The organism is Agrobacterium sp. 16-172Ci (genome assembly GCF_053522725.1).
Genome location: NZ_JBNWBW010000024.1, coordinates 1 through 18,074 on the forward strand (window position 1 = coordinate 1; position 18,074 = coordinate 18,074).

Genomic DNA, 18,074 nt, shown 5'->3' on the forward strand with positions numbered 1-18,074 from the left:
GCTGCGTAAACCAGTCCGGAAATACGGCCGCCTGCCTGCATAGGCCGGGATGCGCATCCCGGCCTATGCATCAAGTAAACCACAATACGTCCACACAAGGCCGGAATGACGAAGGCGAGGTGGTTCTAAAGATAATCCGCCGAGACATGCGGACTGGCATGGATGAAACTCCACATGTCCTTGCTGACCTCGACGATGTCGGCGATCGATTTTTCAAGCTGTCCGATTTCCTTCTCGTCCATGCGCTCCACCTTGCCGTAGCGCACCTGGCTGTCATCCTCCACCAGCCGCATGAGCTGCGTGCTGGCGATTTCGCCTTTTTCGTCGAAGGAATAGATGCAGTGATTATATTTGTTGCGCGTCTTCGCTTCCTTCTTCAGCCGCGCCATGATGGAGAGGATGGTCTTGCGGTCCTTCGCGTCGGTGGAAGGAAGCTTCGCCAGGCGCTCGATCAGATCCATGCGCGCCCGCGTGGTGTTGAGCGTCAGGAACACGACGATGGCTGCTTCCTTTTCCACTTTCAGGAGATGGACGATCAGATAGATCATCAGGCTTTCCGTGTTGGTCCACACGTAATTCAGCCTGCCGACCAGCAGCAATACATCCGACATCGCCGCCATGCTGCTTCTCCCGCCCCGACGAAACATATTTGGATATTATATGCCGACCGCTGCGGAAAAGACAGTGTAGGTTACTGATATTTCTTCATCTTTCCTTGAAAGCACGGGACATGCTATCGGAGATCGGCTTGGTCAGATATTCGAAGAAAGTGCGCTCCGAAGTCTGGATCAGCACGTCGGCCGGCATGCCGGGCACGGGGTGGAAATTGTGAACCTTGGCGATTTCCTCATCGGGTATCTGCACCCGCACGATATAGACGTCCTTGACCTGAAGGCCGGCATTTTCCTCGATGCTGTCGGCTGAAACGTAAAAGACCTTGCCGTTCAGAACCGGTGTGGTGCGGCGGTTGAGCGCCGAAAGGCGGATCGCGGCGGTCTGCCCCTCATGCAGCTGGTCGATGGAGGTTCTCAGCACCTGCGCCTCCAGAATAAGGGGCACGTGAGCGGGCAGGATTTCCATGATCGGCTTGCCGGTGGTGATGACACCGCCAGGCGTATGATAGTAGGCGCGCACCACGGTTCCGTTGACGGGAGAGCGGATGACGGTGCGTTCCAGCACTTCGGCGGCGCCACGCACCTGTTCACGCACGCTGTCGAGATCGGATTCGGCGGTTTCCAGCGCATCGAGCGCCGCCTGCTTGTTGGCGTTGACGGCAATGACCGCTTCCTGCCGGAACTTGGCGATTTCCGCCTCGCTCTGGTTCATTTCGCCGCTCAGGCGGGCGATGTCGCCCATGGCGTCGGCGATGGCGCGCTCCAGCGCCAGCATGTCGGTCTTGCGGATGACGCCGTCCTTGGCGAGCCGCTCCTTGGAGTCGCGCTCCTGTGTCAAAAGCGCCAATTGCCGGTCGAAGGACTGTTTTTGGCCGTCATAGCCCGCATAGCGGAACTCCAGCGACCGGATATTCTTGTCGATCAGGTTCATCTGTTCCTCAAGCTTGATGAGCTTGCTGTGGAACACGATGTTCTGGCTCTGGATGATGGAATTGATATCCGGATCGCCGGCTTCCTTCATGACGATATCCGGCACCTTGAAGCTTTTTGCGCCCTGGGCCTCGGCGCGCAGGCGCACCACGATGGTTTCGAGGCGAAGCCGCCGCAACTGCAACATGCGCTCGTTGGCAAGCGCCGTCGTCTTGTCCAGCGTCAGAAGAACGTCGCCTTCCTTGACCGTGTCGCCTTCGCTGACCATCATTTCCTTGATGATGCCGCCTTCCAGATGCTGGACCACCTTGTTGTTGCCGGTGGCGACGAAACTGCCCTGGGCGATGATGGCGGAGGAGAGCGGCGCGGTGCCGGCCCAGAATCCGAAACCGCCGAAGGAGGCGAGCAGCACGGCAAGACCGATCGAGCTGTGCAGGCGGATCGAGCGCGGCACCTCGCTGTACCATTCGAGCTGGCCCTGGGGTTTGACTTCGGCAATGGCGTTTTTCTTCTTGAACATGATGGTTCTCAACCCTCGATCTGCGGGGACTGGTTGGCCTGGCGGCCATTGCCGGAAAGCGCCTTCAGCACGTCCATTCTTTCGCCGAACATGGCGACCGATCCGTCCTTCAGCACCATGATCTTGTCGACGCATTGAAGCAGCGCCGGCCGCTGGGTGATGGTGACGGTGGTGATGCCCTGTCTTTTGGCATGCAGCAGCGCCTTGGCCAGCGCCTGTTCGCCCTGCGTATCCAGATTGGAGTTCGGCTCATCCAGCACCACGAATTTCGGATCGCCGAAAAAGGCGCGGGCAAGCGCGATGCGCTGTTTCTGGCCGCCGGAAAGCGGGGCGCCATCGGCGGCGACCACGGTTTCATAGCCCTGCGGGAAACCGGCGATCAGCTCGTGCACATCGGCCAGCACCGCCGCCTCATAAATCTGCCGGTCCTCGATATCGTCGCGCATGCGGCAGATATTGGCTTTGATGGTGCCGGGGAAAAGCTGCACGTCCTGTGGCAGATAACCGATACTTTCACCGAATTGCCGCTGGTCCCAGTTGCGCAGATCCATGAGATCGAGGCGCACATTGCCTGACGTGGGCAGGATGGAGCCGACCAGCATCTTGCCGAGCGTCGTCTTGCCGGAGCCGGAATTGCCGATGATGGCGAGCGACTCCCCCTTTTTCAGCGAAAAGGAAATGCCGTTCAAAATCACCTTCTTCTGCGGCGGCGGCACGAAGAGGATGCGCTCCACATCGAGACGCCCTTCCGGATTGGGGAGGCGCAGACGCGGGAAATTGAGCGGCGAATTGATGAGAAGCTGCTTGATGCGGCCATAGGAGGCGGCAGATTTGTTGAACTGGTGCCAGCCTTCTATGGCGCCTTCGATGGGCGCCAGCGCCCGGCCGGAAATGATGGAGGCTGCAATCACCATGCCGCCGGTCAGTTCGCCGGATAGCGACAGATGCGCGCCCCAGCCGAGCAGCGCCACCTGGGTAATCATGCGCGCCGCCTTCGATACGCCGGAGAACATGATGTTGCGATCCTGCGCCGCCACATGCGATTTCAGGGAGCCTGCGGTTTCGCGGCCCCACATCTTCACCGCTTCGGGGATCATGGCGAGCGCATTGATGATCTGCGAATTGCGCGACATGGAATCGAGGTGAAAGTTGGCGCGGCTCAAATAACCGGAAGCCTCGGAGAACTGTCTTGCGGTGAAGCGCTGGTTCAGCCAGGCGATGCCGAACAGCACGGCGCAGCAGACCATGATGATGATGCCGAGATGTGGATGGACGAGATAGACCACCACGATGAAGAGCGGCATCAGCGGCGCATCGAGAAAGGCGATGAGCGTGCCGGAGGTGAGGAAGGAGCGCAATTGCTGGAGATCCTGCAAGGTCTGGTAGTCCTTGCCGCTGCCATGCAGGGAAGCGCGGGCGGCGGCGGACAGGATCGGCGCGCCAAGCTGTACCTCGAGTTCGACGGCGGTGCGCATCAGGATGAAGCGGCGAATGGCGTCCATGAAGGCCTGCAGCAGAACCGCGCCAAGGACGGCGACTGTCAGCATCACCAGCGTATCCATCGAGCGGCTGGTCAGCACCCGGTCGGAAATCTGGAACAGATAAAGCGGGATGGCGAGCAGCAGAACGTTGATGGCGACCGTGAACAGCATCACCACCACCATGTTACGCCGCACGGCGGCGATGCCCTTGGCAAGGCTTGCGGCGAAATTGATCGGCTCGCTGCGTTTGTGAAAACCGCTCTGGCTTCCACCGCCGCCGCCACCACCGCCGCCGCCACCATTGTCCGTCGGCTCCTTGCCGCCGCCGCCCGTCACCGGCCGGCGTTCGTTTTCACGGATCGGTCCGTCATTATTGTCGATGGTCTTGACGAAAGGCAGGTCGGCATTGTCGATCTTGGCCTGCGGTTCCGGCGGGGAGGCGGGTTGCCGGTCCCGTTGCGGCGCCGGCCTTTCTGCGGGAACATCCCGCAACTGTTCCGCCTGCTCCGTTTTTGCATGCGGTTGGGAGAGAACTTGTGGGGAGGCGGTCTGTGCAGGGGTGGAAACTTCTTTTGCCGCCTGTTCCGCGCCGGATAATTGGCGCAGGTTTTCGACGGCTTCATTAATTGCTGAAATACAGGCGTCCGTCAGTTTGCTGTCTTCCGCGTCCTGATCCAGCGGCAAGTCCAGCGAGCGTCCGTCGGCAATGGTTTTTCTAGAAATATGATCCATTTTATATCTGTCCCCTCGGTGATCTCACGGTGTTTGCGGTTCGGCCGTGACGGGACGCGGTTATCGCCCCGCCAGCCAAATCTACGCGGTCACCGCCTGCATGACGTCGGCCGAATGCCCGTTCGACCATGAAAGGTCGTGACCGGCATTGATGACGCCATTGGATTCGTTTTCGATGGTGGCGGGATCGTCGTGAAGAAAAGCGATGACCTCGTTCGCCAGTTGGCCTTGCTGGGGTTGCGAGGTGTCGTTTTCGATGATGCCGCCCTGTATCAATATGGCATCGGAATAAACGCCGCCGGCGACATAGGTGGTGGAGCCGAAGCTGTCATAGTCGACGATCTGCGCCAGATTGACCACGGCGTTGCTGCCGGTATCGATATGAATGGTGGCGCCCTCGTTATTTTCGAGAACCTTGGCGGCGGCCTGCGTCACATCGTCGGAATCGCCGAGCACGCTCACCTGTTTGATGATGCTGACATCGTAGAGATTGCCGGTGATATAGAGGACGTTCAGACCCTCATAGCCGGCGAAATTGACGTCATGGGCAAGCGCATCCGGCATGTTGGGATCGCGCTCGTTGATGGCGTTCACCATCTGGTTCATATAGTCCGGCATGGTTTCGAAACGGTCGTTGCTGCCGACATTGTGAATGGCGGCGTCGTTCCAAAGCAGGTTGTTGCCGGACTGGATGGTGGCGCCTTCCGGCGCATCGGGGTTGGCGCGCGCCCAGTCATTGTCGTAGAGCACGGCGATCTGGCTGATGATGTTCATGTCCAGCACATTGCCGCCTACGATGATCAGATCGTATTGCATGCCGATGCCGAGGAAATTCGCAATGTTGAGCGCGGCGTTGCCGCCTGTCAGCAGGCTGACGGTGGCGCCCGAGGTCGTTATCGTCATCGTGTCGTTGTCGCTGACGAACTGGTATTGCTCGATCCAGTGCACGAAGGAAACGTCGCCTTCCAGCACGCTGACGCGCCAGGCGGTCGGAAATATCGGCGGTTCGCCGTTTTCCTGGCTGCTGTTCTCCGTGTTTTCCGCACCCGGATATACGCTGCGCTCGAAGCTGGCGATATTGAAGGCTACCGTTGACGCCTGATCTTCCGACCGTGTGAAAACGGAGTCGATCTCGTCCCGGTCGCTATAAATATAGGCCTGGGTGATCGCGTCGATCTGATGATAGTCGCCCATGACGGCGGTTACCGACGTCATGACGCCGGTATTGACCAGCGTGGCGATGTTGGCGACCACATTGGCGCCTGCGGCGACATCGAGGCTGTTGCCGGCAGGGCTGTCCTCATGCAGCGAAACATCGCTCTTTTCCGGCTCTTCCGCCGGCTTGGCGATGCCGCGATCGGGCATGTAGTCGTCGAGCATTGGCTTTTCGCTGGCTATCGAGCCGTTGATGTAAAGCCCGTGGATGTCATTGCCGGCCAGAACGAAATCCTGATCCGCACCGGTGCCGAGCGACGTCACGTCGTTTTCGCGGGCATGGTCGATATAGTCGTGCGCGGATTTGGCGAGCGCCTGCAGGGCGTCGTAGCTGTCGGTCCGCTGGAAACCGGCAAAAGGTGTGAAGACGGACGCTTCATTGTAGAACTCGACGGCGCGCTCTGTGGCGAAGCTGGTGTCGCGCCACACAAAAGGGCCGTCCGTCATGTTCAGATAGTCGTCGTCCTGAAGAATATTGACCTGCGCCACATGCGCGATGACCGAACCGGGACCGGTGTGAACCACCAGTTCATATTCCTCCTCAAAGGAAAGACGGCCGGGAAAACGGAAATTGACGCCGGAAATATCGACAGGGATGGCATCTGCGAGCCGCTGCATGTCGTGTTCGACCATTCGCGCGAAATGCGGCTGCAGATAATCGAAATCATAATAGCCGGCGCGGTAGTTGACGCCGGGATCGTAGTCCTTGAGCGCAACGTCATAGTTCTTGTCGAGCAGCTTTGCTGCTTCGTCGTCCGGCAAACGGTCCGGATTGGAATGCGCCGGGCCTTCGGTATAGTTGGCTCTCAGACGCGCTTCCTCGATCACCGTGTCGAACAGGCCGATGAAATGCGCAATCATGTCCGAAATCTTGTCGATATGCATTGGAGGTCCCTCCCTGATCATCGCGGCAGAGCCTTAAGGCTGCGGATGGCACACGTCCTGGAGGCGGTGCTTCGTTTTACGCAACCCCGGTCCTTCAACCGCGAACTGCACCGGCGGGTGCCGGTGCAGCTCTTTTCGTCAAGAGGTGGTTATCAGGAGTGATCCTCACCGACATCAGACACATTCGAGTTACCGCCTGTGATCGTGACATCAACTGCGTTGGAGAGCATGTTGGCGCCCTGCACCAGTTCCAGATGGAAGCCGGAATTTGCAAGGATTGCCGATGCATCCGCAGTGCTGGTACCTGCTGCGTCGTCGCCGGCCTTGAGATCCCATCCCTTGCCGTCGATGCCCTCGGCGCCATAGGCGTCACCGGCATTGGCGCTCAGGTGGTTTTCCGCACCGCCATTCTGCATCTTGATGTCGTAGGCCTCATCCTGGTCTGCCAGGTGGTTGGCCTGCACCATGCTGAAGCCGGTGTCGTTACCATCGCCGTTGAGCGAGCCGTTGAGGATATTGTCGACATCGAGAGTGAACGAGAAGTCGTCACCCAGATTGAAGGTAAGGTCTCCGCCGGCGATGCCGAGATTGCCGACATCCTTGACGCCCGTGATGTTGCCGAAGTCGTCATCCGACTTGTAGAAACTGTCTGCGGAGTTGAAGCTGTCGGAGGTCGTCGTGGTCTTGGTGGAGGTGTCGTTGTCGGAATAGTTGGACGTCTTTGTGTCCGTATCCGTGATCGTTTTTACATTGGTGTCGTTGTCGCTGTACGACTTGCTTTCATAGCTCCAGTCGTAGTCGACCTTGATATCGGTGTTGGTTTCGGTGCTGGTCTTGGTGGTCGTGTCGTTGTCGCTATAGGACTTGCTGTCATAGCTCCAGTCATAGTCGTTGTCGCGATTGTCACCGTTATTGGCTTCAACATCGATCTTGGCGTCAACATCCACATTGGTGCTGTTGTCGCTGTTGTCGTTGTTGCGGTTTTCACCGTTTGCGGTGCCGACGTTGCTGTCTTCCACCTTGGCGTCATTGGTCGACGTGTTGGCGAAACCATCGGAAAGCGCGCCGATCTTGGTGATGTCGTCGTCGCTGCCGGATGCCTTGTGATCGTAACCCATTTCGATTTCCTCCGAAAAAGCTCGGAGCAGCTTTCGAAATCCCTCTCATCTCAAACGGGATTTTTTCGCGCTTGCCCCGGGTAGCATGAAGATTGATGTTTTGCAGATGCACTCGGTACGCATCATCTGCGGTTCGGTAGTGGCCCGTGATCGGGCTCTTTTCGTTCAGCCCTTGTGCGCTACTCGGTAAAACGGCGCACAAATCCGTTCCTCGCTCCATAAGGAGAGCGCGGTGGCTTCGTCTTTTCGCTTGCATGTTTTCTTGAAAAGGGACCGGCGTTTTTCAAACACACGTAAGGCCGGAGGTGTCTTTCCATCGGCCGCCGTTCAGCGACGGTCAGACTGTGCCGTAGAAAAATTGCGCTTCCTAGATATCAATTCGGGTTAAACATATCGGCGCTTTACCCGAATATATATGTCGCAGGGGGTTCTCCGGCGGGTCGTTTCGCCGATCTGGCCTCAAAAAATGCCGCTTCGTCAGGGCAAGGCGGCGTTTTCGAGAAACATGGTTTATTTCGGTGGACAAAGGCCTTTATCCCGAAAAGGAACAGGCTGCAGCGTGCTTCGCCGGCGAGCTATGTAAAGGGATATCAACTAAAAGTTATATTTTCCCGGAAGGCAAAACCACAGCGAAAGCTTTTCCGATGTGTTTGTTTTTGCAGCGGTTACAGAATGAATGATTCTATCCCCGCGTAACCTATTTTGTATGTCAATTGTAAAAAATAACCCGTTTGGGCCATTTATTTACACAGCTTTTCGTATTAGCGTGTGTTAATTAACGGGTAATTAATGATAGTTGACATGGCCTAAAGCGGAGAATCGCCCCCAAGTATTCAGGGGAAAGATAGCCGGCGGACGACAGACTGCACAACCAAAAGAAAGTAATGCGTAAGCGCTTGAGGGAGGCGTCAATGTTCATGGGAACGTCAGATTATGCGGCAAAACAAAAAAACGCCGTTGCTCCTATAAATGGAACTTTATTGGTCATAGCGGATCCGGACCTGTTTTCCGAGTGCCTCATGGAGGCGCTGGGCAAAAAGTTCCCCACATTCGCGGTGGTGAGCGTAAGGTCGTCGGCGGGCATCGAGGACGACTACGGTAACAATGTACGGCTGGTTTTGCCTTACAGGATGTCGGGGGACCGTCTTCATGCCGTTCTTTCGGAGGTTCGGGAAAAACATCCCGATGCGCCGATCGCGCTCGTCGTCGAAACCATCGATAAATTCGAGGAGCCGCTGAAAAGGCTGGTGGGAATGCGCGTCATCGATGGCGTGCTGCCGCTCAATCTCAGGCTCGATGTTTTCATGGCGGCTGTCGATCTGCTCATGAAGGGCGGGGAACATTTTCCTGCCGCTCTTCTCGGCAAGCTCACGCCCTATTCGCCTTCGGTCAACAGCAAGAGCGTTCAAAGCGATGCCGTGATCGCCAACCGCGCCGATGCCCTTGCCGCAAGCAGGGGCGACGTGGCGGCGCTGACGACACGCGAGGTGCAAATCCTCGACCTGCTTTGCAAGGGAACGCAAAACAAGATCATCGCTGATCGGCTGCATCTGTCCGAGAACACCGTCAAGGTTCACGTTCGCAATATCTATAAGAAAATGAACGTGCGCAACCGCACGGAAGCGGCGTCGCGCTTCTTCAACAAAGATGAAGACACGACGTTCTCCGGCGGCTGGAAGAACTGAGCGTCAGGGCGGCTAGGGCCGTCCGGACGCCAGTTCCCTCCGGTGTTTCTCCAGGAGGCTCAGGGCCTCAGGAAGCAGCGGGATTTCTGCCCGAATCCGCTCGGTGAGCAGATGTAGGGAGAGGAGCCCGAGTAAGACTGCCGAGATACCGCGGGTGCGCCCGAGGCATCGGCAACAAGCGTAACGGCCGCGTTGCCGGGTTTTTGATAACCGTAGGACGCCTTCGCCGGAACGACGCTGCTTTTGGTCGTGGCGGTATTGGCCGACGCGGTCTTGATGAGAACGGCGTCTTCAACCACGGAGCATGAAGCCGTCGCGAAGGTGAAAGTTACAAGTGCTGCGGCAACAAGCGCGAAGCGACAATGGCGGGCTGCTTTGCCGCTATGGGAATAAGGCATTTCATTCGTCATGTGTGTCCCCTGAAATCGACTGTCTGTCGCATCTCGCCGGGCGGTTTTGTTCCCGGTGGACCGAGCCTTACAAAACCAGGATAGCCCCGACTGGTTGAGCGAAGCTTGCGCTAATGCTCAATAAGAAAGGCATAATAGAGGCATAGTTAAAAAGTATTAAATCAAGGGGCTATTTTGGGTAATCAATTGTAATATTTTGATAAAATGAAGTTGACCTGTTTTCTTCTGCGCCTATCATGAAAGTTGAAATTTATCTGACCGAAATATTAAACCTCCAGAAGAAGTAAAAACCGGAGGATGATATTCAGGATATCGTACAATCGGGAGTTTGATCCAGTTTAGATGAATCAGCTGCGCTGATTCCTCATGGGGAGGAGTGTGTAATGCGTAATTTCGTTCCCAACGAACACGACAACGGCGTCACCATCTACTCCGAATGGAGACCTGGCCAACGCGTTCTCGTCAATGGCGGCGCCGGTTTTCTCGGTTCCCATCTTTGCGAACGCCTGTTGAGCTGCGGCCACGAGGTGATCTGTCTCGACGATCTTTCGACCGGACGCACCGCGAATGTGGCGCATTTGCGGGACAATAAGCGGTTTTTGCTGGTCGAGCACGATGTGCGCAAACCGTATGACATCGATGTCTCGCTGATCTTCAACTTCGCTTCGCCGGCTTCACCGCCCGACTATCAGCGCGATCCGGTCGGCACGCTGCTCACCAATGTCCTTGGTGCGGTCAATGTGCTGGAAGTGGCGCGCAGATGTGGTGCAACCGTCGTGCAGTCGTCGACATCGGAAGTCTATGGCGATCCGCACGTCAATCCGCAGCCGGAAACCTATTTCGGCAATGTAAATACAATCGGGCCGCGAGCTTGTTACGATGAAGGGAAGCGCAGCGCCGAAACGCTGTTTTTCGATTACCACCGTAGTTTCGGTGTCGATATCAAGGTGGGACGCATCTTCAACACCTATGGGCCGCGCATGCGACCCGATGACGGGCGTGTGGTTTCGAACTTCATCGTCCAGGCGCTGAAGGGCACCGACATCACCATTTACGGCGATGGCAGCCAGACCCGTTCCTTCTGCTATGTCGATGACCTGATCGACGGTTTCCTGCGCTTTTCGACCAAGCCGAAGGATTGCACCGGGCCGATCAATCTCGGCAACCCGAGCGAAATTCCGGTGCGGCAGCTCGCCGATATCGTCGTCCGCATGACGGGTTCCCGTTCGCGCATCGTGCATCTGCCCGCCGCGATCGACGATCCGCAGCAGCGCCGCCCCGATATTTCGCGGGCAAACGAACTGTTGAGATGGCAGCCGCGCGTGCCGCTCGAAATCGGCCTGGAAAAAACCATCGTCTATTTCGATGCATTGCTGGCCGGCAAGGCTGTGGCGGAGGCCGTATGAGATGCCCCGCACAATCCTCGTCACGGGCGGGGCCGGATTCATAGGCAGCCACATCTGCAAGGCGCTGGCCCAATCCGGCTTCAAGCCTATCGCTTACGATAATCTCTCGACGGGTCACGCGGATTCGGTTCGCTGGGGTCCCTTCATCGAGGGCGACATTCTGGATCGTGGCCTTTTGAAAGCCTCGCTCAAGGAGTTCTCGCCGGCCTTCGTCATCCATTGCGCCGCCAATGCCTATGTCGGTGAGTCCGTCGAGGATCCACGCAAATATTACCGCAACAATGTCGGCGGCAGTCTTGCGCTGCTGGATGCCTGTCTCGACCAGAATATCGGCGGGCTGGTGTTTTCTTCAAGCTGCGCCACCTATGGTGTGCCGCCGCAATTGCCCATCCGTGAGGAAACGGCTCAAATGCCGGTCAATCCTTACGGGCGCACGAAGCTGATCTTCGAAATGGCGCTGGAGGATTATGCCGCTGCCTACGGTTTGCGTTTCGTGGCGCTGCGTTATTTCAATGCCGCCGGGGCCGACCCGGACGGTGAGCTTTACGAGCGCCATGAACCTGAAACCCATCTGATCCCGCGGGCACTGATGGCGGCTGCCGCAAGGCTTCCGCAACTGGATGTCTTCGGGGCGGATTACGACACCAGCGACGGCACCTGCATTCGCGATTACATCCATGTCAGCGATCTGGCCGATGCCCATGTGGCTGCCGTCAATTATCTTGCCGAGGGCGGAGAGACGCTGCGCGTCAATCTCGGTTCCGGTCACGGTACATCGGTCGGCGATATCATCCGGGCGATCCATCGCGTAACGGGGCAGGAAGTTCCGGTGCATTTCGGCGCAAGGCGCGCCGGAGATCCGCCAGCCCTGTTCGCAGATATCAAACGTGCGGAAGAAACACTCGGTTTCATACCGAAGCGTTCGGATATCGACACCATCATCCGGACGGCAGGTCCCGGTTTCGGACTGGAGGTGCGGTCATGAAAGCCCATTCCACCCCTTCCGTTCCATCGGCCCGTGCGGTTGCAGTCGCCAGTGATTTGCGGATGCTGCCGGTCTTTGCCGGCTGGAACCGCACGGCCTATCTTCTCGGCATTGGCGGCTGGCTGGTGACGCTCGCCTATTTCTGGATCTGGTGGCTCGATCGCGATCGTGTCATCGACTGGCCCTATTATACCGTCGTGACGATAACGCTCGCGTGGATCACGCTTCTGCCATCCTATTTCATCTTCATCTTTCTGAACGCGAAGGTTGTCGACCGGCGCTCCCTTCTACCACGGGGCAGGGTGGCGATGGTCGTCACCAAGGCGCCGTCGGAACCTTTCGCGGTGGTGCAGAAGACGCTGCTGGCCATGCTCGAACAGAAGGGCCTGGAATTCGATGTCTGGCTCGCGGATGAGGCTCCGGATGCGGAAACGCTGAAATGGTGTGGCGCGCACGGCGTTTTCGTTTCCACCCGACAGGGCGTTGCGGAGTATCATCGCAAGACCTGGCCGCGGCGCACACGCTGCAAGGAAGGCAATCTCGCTTATTTCTACGATCACTACGGTTACGAGCGTTATGATTTCGTCGCCCAGTTCGATGCGGATCACGTGCCGGAACCGGATTATCTGCGCGAGATCATGCGTCCCTTTGCCGATCCGAAGGTTGGATATGTTTCGGCTCCGAGCATCTGCGACGCCAATGCCGGTGAAAGCTGGGCCGCGCGCGGCAGGCTTTATGCCGAGGCGAGCCTGCATGGCGCGCTGCAACTGGGTTACAATAATGGCTGGGCGCCGCTCTGCATCGGTTCTCATTATGCCGTGCGCACGAAAGCCCTGCGGGAGGTCGGCGGCCTTGGGCCGGAGCTTGCCGAGGATCATTCCACCACGCTTTTGATGAATGCCGGCGGCTGGCGCGGCGTTCACGCCGTCAACGCCATCGCCCATGGCGACGGACCGGTGACCTTTGCCGATCTCATCGTGCAGGAATTCCAGTGGTCGCGCAGCCTGATGACCATTCTGCTGCAATATTCAAGGCACTACGTGCCGAAGCTGCCGCCGCGGCTGAAGTTCCAGTTCCTGTTTTCGCAGCTCTGGTATCCGCTGTTTTCCGGCTTCATGGCGCTGATGTTCGTGCTTCCCGCCGTTGCGCTGATACGCGGCGATGTGCTGGTCAACGCATCCTATCCGGCGTTCCTGGCGCACTTCCTGCCGGTTTCGCTGATCATGATCGTGTTTGCCTTCTTCTGGCGGGCCACGGGCGCATTCCGCCCGCATGATGCGAAGCTCTTCAGCTGGGAGGCCATGGTATTTCTGTTCCTGCGCTGGCCCTGGTCGCTGATGGGCGTGCTGGCGGCGATACGCGACACGATCCGTGGCGATTTCGTCGATTTCCGCATCACTCCCAAGGGCACGCAGGCAAAACCGCCGCTGCCGCTGAGGGTCGTGGCACCCTACATTCTTCTGGCGGCGCTCAGCCTCGTGGCCATGGTTCTGGCGCCGCGGGAAAACGGGGCGGAGGGCTTCTTCGTCTTCGCCGCCATCAATGTGGCGATCTACGCGGGCCTTTCGGTGTTTCTGCTCATCCGCCATGCGATGGAAAACGGCTTGCCAAAGCTGCCGGCACTGCGTGGGGGAGCGACTGCCGCCGCCTGTTCGTTGCTGCTGGTGGCGGGCAGTGCCGTACAGCTCAGCTCCCACGCGATCGGCGGGCTGGAGGCCCTGTCGCACGGGCAGCCCTATGTCAGTTTTACCGAAACGCGGTTCACGGTCGCCGGTGCGGGCGTGGAAGGTGCGAGATCGGTGCGTCTGAAACTGCGCATTACCGTACCGGGACTGCGCGGACCGCAGGAAATGCAGGCGGAACCCATCGTGGCGCCGCCGCCGGCGGTGGCGACCGGAGAGATCATGCTGGCCGACAATAGGGTCGGACAATGAAGGAGGAGGCTGTGATGAAAAAAACAATAAGCAAATGCGGATTCTCCGCTTTCGTACTCTGTCTTGCGGTGGTCGTGCCAAGCGCGGTCCACGCTGCAGGCGGCACGAAGACGCCGAAACCGCTCAGAACCAGCGAAGTCGTGGACATGTACTTCGACAAGACCTGGAAATGGGAAACGGGCGGTGGACGCTTCATCGCCCAAGACCGCAAATTCATCGCTGCAACGGAAGAAAAGGGCAAGAAGTCCATCGGTGAAGGCCGCTGGACCGTCGATGCCAAAGGCACCCTGTGCATGCGCGCCACCTGGAAAAGCGCGGCAGGAAACGGCAAGGCCGATACCTGCTTCGACCACGGTCGCATTGGCAAGGTGCTCTACCAGCGCAAGCAGGGCGGGCCATGGTACGTGTTCCGGCATAACCCGCCACGCCCTGGCGATGAATTCCTCAAGCTCGTCCGCAAGGACGATGTCACGCCGCAGATCGCCGCCTACGACAAGGCGATGACGGCAACAAGGTAGGGAGTAAGGTGTCATGCAGATAACAAGAAGAAAACTTCTGTTCGCAGGTGGTGCCGCCGCAGCCTTTACCGCCGGCATGTATCCGGTGCTCAAGCTCGACGCACAGGGTGTCGCCCCCATGACGTCGACGGGCATGAAGACACTTGCCGACAAAAGACCGACATTGCATGCGGACGGCATCCGTTTTGGTGCCTACGATCCGCACGGCGATTTCACGGCCCAGACCGGGGTGGCGTCGGAACATCTGTTCCTGCCCTGGGAAGACGTGGATCTCGACAGTCTCGCACTTGCGGATGCCTACGCTCTGGAGCGCAAGCGCAACGTGCTGATCACCGTAGAACCCTGGTCCTGGGACGTTAACTGGCGGCTCACCTCCGACGAGTTGCGCCGCAAGGTGATGAGAGGCGACTATGACCAGAACATGCAGGCGATCGCCGCACGCATGTCGGCGATGAAAAGTCCGCTGATCCTGCGCTGGGGACAGGAAATGGAAGACACGTCCGGCCGCTTCTCGTGGTCGGGCTGGAACCCGCGTGATTACATCTCGGCGTATAAACGCATGGTGGACATGACCCGCAAGGCGGTTCCCAGCGTCAAGGTAATGTGGTCACCGAAAGGTCTGGACGGTCTGCGGGCCTACTACCCAGGTGACAGCTACGCCGATCTGGTCGGCCTCTCGGTTTTCGGTCTCGAGGAGTACGACAAGATCGAATATGGCGGACCGAAGACCTTCACCGATCTGCTGCGCAAGGGCTATGGACTTGTCGAAACCTTCAACAAGCCGGTCTGGGTTGCCGAACTGGGTTATGAAGGCGGCGATTCCTATGTTCGTCCGTGGATGAATGATGTGACGCTGAAACAGGCGGATTTTCCGAAGCTGGAAGAGGTCGTCTATTTTAACGACAAGGATGTTCACCCCTGGCCGCACAATCTCGGCAGACCGGACTGGCGCGTCGTGCGCCCGGCCAAGGTCTGATCTACGCCGAAAACCGGCGAGCGGCGATGCCGCTCGTCCGGTGGTCCAATATTAGCTAGCCGTCGCCAGCACGGCCTCTGCCTCATATATGGCGCAGACGATGTGATAAAACGTGCTTGCCGGCGCCGGTTCGTCGAGCATCGGCCTGTCGGCCGGCCATTTGTCGAACCACAGGCCCTTGACCGGCGTGTCGAGGAAAGGCTGCAGCGCGCCGATGGCGCTGAGACCGGAGGCGAGGTAACGCTGACGCTCCTCACCGCCCGTGACGCTCGCAAGCCGCACCGAAGCCTTCAGCCATTCCGTCTGCGGCCATAACCGCGCCAGCCCGTCATGCACCGAAAAATCGTCGTAGAGGCTCATCATCGCCACCTTGCGGCGTGGGCAGATGCCGTGTTCTTCGCCGATCTCGAAGAGGCGTTTTGCCTTCCTGATCGCTTCATCATTCCCGCGCAGGCTGCCCCAGCGCACCAGAAGCCAGGCCCATTCGAACTGGTGCCCCGGTTCCATGATCCGGCCTTTGTCGCTGTCATGCGGTGTCCAGTCATGGGCGAAGAATTCGCGCAAGCCGCCATTGCCGCCATCGATGAAGCGGTTAAGCGCAAGATCGGCGATCTCGTCGGCCAGCGCCGACCACGGGCCGTCCGGGTCCTGCACCTCCCAGGCCAGCATCGCCTCGAAGAGATGCATGTGCGGATTGGAGCAGAGCGGCGTGCGCGGCGGGTTCGCTTCCTCGAAGCCGGCGACCGGATGTCTGTAGTCGCGTTCGAGGATGGCAAGGATATCGAGCGCCCGGCCGCGCATCTCGTCCCGGCGCTCGGGAAGGCTTGCAGCCGCCTGTGCGGCGGCAAACAGCGCAAAGGCCTGATTGTAGAGATCGAAGGAGGGATCGATCAGCCGGCCCGTCTGGTCGGCAAGGTTGCCGTAAAGGCCGTTTTCAAGGCGATAGACCTTCTCGAACCAGGAAAGCCCGTGCAGGAGCGCGTCCTTCCACGGTCCCTGCCAGCCATGCTGGCCGGCGGCGGCGAAACAATAGGCCTGGCGCGGCTGCACGCGGGCGCGGCGGTCATCGGAAAAAACCGGTTTCGCATCCTGGCCGAGACGTTCGTAAAAGCCGCCATCAGGCCGGGCCGAACCCGCCTCCCACCACAGGGGCAGGGCGTCCTCATCCAGCCATTTGCGTAATCTTCCGATCTCTTCGGCAAGCGTCTGCGCGATGCTCGGAAATTGCAATGTCATGAGTCAACTCTCTGTTTTTACAGTTGAATAAAAAGCGGACCAATAAAAATACGTCATTATGGAGGCAAGTAGACCATGGGACATATTGCGCTGCAACCGTAAAATTATGGACCTGACAGAAAGCCAACCCCCAGCAGCGCGATTGGTTCCACCTTGTTCCATGGCGAACATGGGCGGAAATGGTGATTCGCTAGCCATAAAGTGTCAGAAATTACAACGCAAATTTGAGATTGCTTATTCGTAGTCCTCACGTATTTCGTAACAATGGTCTGCTCATTAGTGATTCGGTCTCCTTGTAACCTGGGCGGCGTTGGGGAAATAAAGGGGCGTAAGGCAGTGAATTTTTCTGCCTATACTTTATTGCTGTTCTCCATTGCGGTTCTGTCGGGCTGCAATACTCCCGCGGGCGTTCGGTCCTTCGGGGGATCCCAGATGCTGTCTCCTTCCGAGGCGCTGGTTTTCCCGCCGCCCGGTGGTCCTGAAATCGTGACCGTGGTCAACCGCACCTATTCCAACGCCGTGGCGCAGCAGGTCATCTTGCGCTCCGAGGCCACCACCCCCGGGCAGAACTACATCAAGGCGGAGTTTTTCGGGCCACAACAGGCTGGCGATACCGGTGGCGACGCTTTGGCTTTTTCCGGTTTCAGGGCATCTTCCGTCGCGCGGGAAATCCGCGCCGAGTTTCCGGGCGAAAATATCGCCATGTCGGCAAATTACCTGCAAAACGGTTATGGCGCGTTCTCCTATGCCGCCGGCAGCGGCCGTGGCGACGATACCTGCCTTTATGGATGGCAGGACATACGCTCGCCGGAAAGCATGCGGCAGGATTTCCGAAATCTCGGGCGCATCAAGGTGCGGCTGCGCCTTTGCCAGTCGGGCGCCAGCGTCGAGCGGCTGCTGGCGGTCATGTATAATTACACGATCACCGGCACCTATGCCTCGCCCAGCTGGAACCCTTACGGCACGCCGCAGGCGGTGGATAAAAATCTCGGGCGTCCGGGCCACCCGGTCTATCCCATAAAGGCGGATGAGGTGCCGATGCGGCCCGGCAGCGAGGTGACCGCGAGCGTGCCGCCCCGGCCCGTTCGTCGCACGGCTGCCGTTGCACCGCCCGCCCAGCCGGAACCGCAGCCGCTTCCACCCGTTGCTGCAGTCAGTATCCCGTCGCCCGCATCGGCTGGCGCACCCCTCCAGCCTGCAAGGCCCACGGTGGCGGGCAGGCGCCTGGATGGTGTGCCGGCAGATAGTGGCCGGCAACCGTCGCAGGTCCCGCAGGTTTCCATTCCGTCGCCCGCATGTCTGTCCGGTTCGGGGGTGGCGTCAGGATGCAGGTGATCGCCGGAACCAGCGGGAAAGAGCACGCCAAGGCGCAGATCGCAAAAATTCCGGACCGAAATTCCGGGTGGGGAAGACAACGGAAAGTTTCTGG

At 58.7% G+C, this 18,074-nt stretch carries 14 protein-coding genes; 7 read left to right on the forward strand and 7 right to left on the reverse strand.

Annotation, left to right across the window (positions count from 1 at the left end):
- Positions 1 to 125: 125 nt before the first annotated feature.
- From ACQZ40_RS19330 to ACQZ40_RS19350, 5 genes are all read right to left on the reverse strand, one after another.
- A complete protein-coding gene (locus ACQZ40_RS19330) occupies positions 126 to 620 on the reverse strand; it encodes a hypothetical protein (RefSeq protein WP_035262271.1) in 495 nt (164 codons plus the stop codon).
- An 85-nt stretch (positions 621 to 705) separates the two neighbouring features.
- Positions 706 to 2,064 (reverse strand): HlyD family type I secretion periplasmic adaptor subunit, encoded by a 1,359-nt coding sequence (locus ACQZ40_RS19335; protein ID WP_035262274.1) that lies wholly within the window; start codon positions 2,062 to 2,064, stop codon positions 706 to 708.
- Positions 2,065 to 2,072: 8 nt separating this feature from the next.
- Positions 2,073 to 4,277, reverse strand: a complete 2,205-nt coding sequence (locus ACQZ40_RS19340) for a type I secretion system permease/ATPase (RefSeq protein ID WP_448748491.1) — start codon at positions 4,275 to 4,277, stop codon at positions 2,073 to 2,075.
- A gap of 81 nt (positions 4,278 to 4,358) precedes the next feature.
- The gene (locus tag ACQZ40_RS19345) at positions 4,359 to 6,377 is read right to left on the reverse strand and encodes a hypothetical protein (protein WP_448748492.1); all 2,019 of its coding nucleotides are present in this window, start codon (positions 6,375 to 6,377) and stop codon (positions 4,359 to 4,361) included.
- 152 nt (positions 6,378 to 6,529) lie between these two features.
- Positions 6,530 to 7,495, reverse strand: coding sequence for a fibrinogen-binding protein (locus tag ACQZ40_RS19350; protein WP_065656283.1), 966 nt, complete (start codon positions 7,493 to 7,495; stop codon positions 6,530 to 6,532).
- 911 nt (positions 7,496 to 8,406) lie between these two features.
- Here ACQZ40_RS19350 and ACQZ40_RS19355 point away from each other — a divergent pair.
- Complete coding sequence (locus tag ACQZ40_RS19355) at positions 8,407 to 9,180, forward strand: helix-turn-helix domain-containing protein (protein ID WP_078052541.1); 774 nt, start codon at positions 8,407 to 8,409, stop codon at positions 9,178 to 9,180.
- A gap of 59 nt (positions 9,181 to 9,239) precedes the next feature.
- Here the strand turns inward: ACQZ40_RS19355 and ACQZ40_RS19360 are convergent, their stop codons facing one another.
- Positions 9,240 to 9,590 carry a hypothetical protein gene (locus ACQZ40_RS19360; RefSeq protein WP_065656281.1) on the reverse strand — a complete coding sequence of 117 codons (351 nt, stop codon included), beginning with the start codon at positions 9,588 to 9,590 and terminating at the stop codon, positions 9,240 to 9,242.
- A 383-nt stretch (positions 9,591 to 9,973) separates the two neighbouring features.
- Between ACQZ40_RS19360 and ACQZ40_RS19365 the strand changes: the two genes are divergently transcribed.
- From ACQZ40_RS19365 to ACQZ40_RS19385, 5 genes are read left to right on the forward strand one after another with little or no spacing between them, the layout of a single operon-like run.
- Entirely contained in the window at positions 9,974 to 10,996 is a 1,023-nt protein-coding gene (locus tag ACQZ40_RS19365; RefSeq protein WP_078052542.1) for a UDP-glucuronic acid decarboxylase family protein, read from the forward strand.
- Between the two features lies 1 nt (position 10,997).
- Positions 10,998 to 11,981 carry a UDP-glucose 4-epimerase GalE gene (gene galE, locus ACQZ40_RS19370; RefSeq protein WP_065656279.1) on the forward strand — a complete coding sequence of 328 codons (984 nt, stop codon included), beginning with the start codon at positions 10,998 to 11,000 and terminating at the stop codon, positions 11,979 to 11,981.
- Positions 11,978 to 13,915, forward strand: coding sequence for a glycosyltransferase family 2 protein (locus tag ACQZ40_RS19375; RefSeq protein ID WP_448748493.1), 1,938 nt, complete (start codon positions 11,978 to 11,980; stop codon positions 13,913 to 13,915). The genes galE and ACQZ40_RS19375 overlap by 4 nt, the downstream gene beginning before the upstream one ends.
- 14 nt (positions 13,916 to 13,929) lie before the next feature.
- The gene (locus ACQZ40_RS19380; RefSeq protein ID WP_448748494.1) at positions 13,930 to 14,433 is read left to right on the forward strand and encodes a DUF995 domain-containing protein; all 504 of its coding nucleotides are present in this window, start codon (positions 13,930 to 13,932) and stop codon (positions 14,431 to 14,433) included.
- Between the two features lie 13 nt (positions 14,434 to 14,446).
- The gene (locus tag ACQZ40_RS19385; protein ID WP_448748495.1) at positions 14,447 to 15,409 is read left to right on the forward strand and encodes a glycoside hydrolase family 26 protein; all 963 of its coding nucleotides are present in this window, start codon (positions 14,447 to 14,449) and stop codon (positions 15,407 to 15,409) included.
- A 51-nt stretch (positions 15,410 to 15,460) separates the two neighbouring features.
- On the opposite strand, the gene ACQZ40_RS19390 is transcribed toward ACQZ40_RS19385, so the two are convergent.
- On the reverse strand, positions 15,461 to 16,645 hold the full coding sequence (locus ACQZ40_RS19390) for an AGE family epimerase/isomerase (protein WP_448748496.1): 1,185 nt from the start codon (positions 16,643 to 16,645) through the stop codon (positions 15,461 to 15,463).
- A 432-nt stretch (positions 16,646 to 17,077) separates the two neighbouring features.
- On the opposite strand from ACQZ40_RS19390, the gene bcsN reads away from it, so the two are divergent.
- Entirely contained in the window at positions 17,078 to 17,980 is a 903-nt protein-coding gene (gene bcsN, locus ACQZ40_RS19395) for a cellulose biosynthesis protein BcsN (RefSeq protein WP_065655645.1), read from the forward strand.
- Positions 17,981 to 18,074 lie beyond the last annotated feature (94 nt).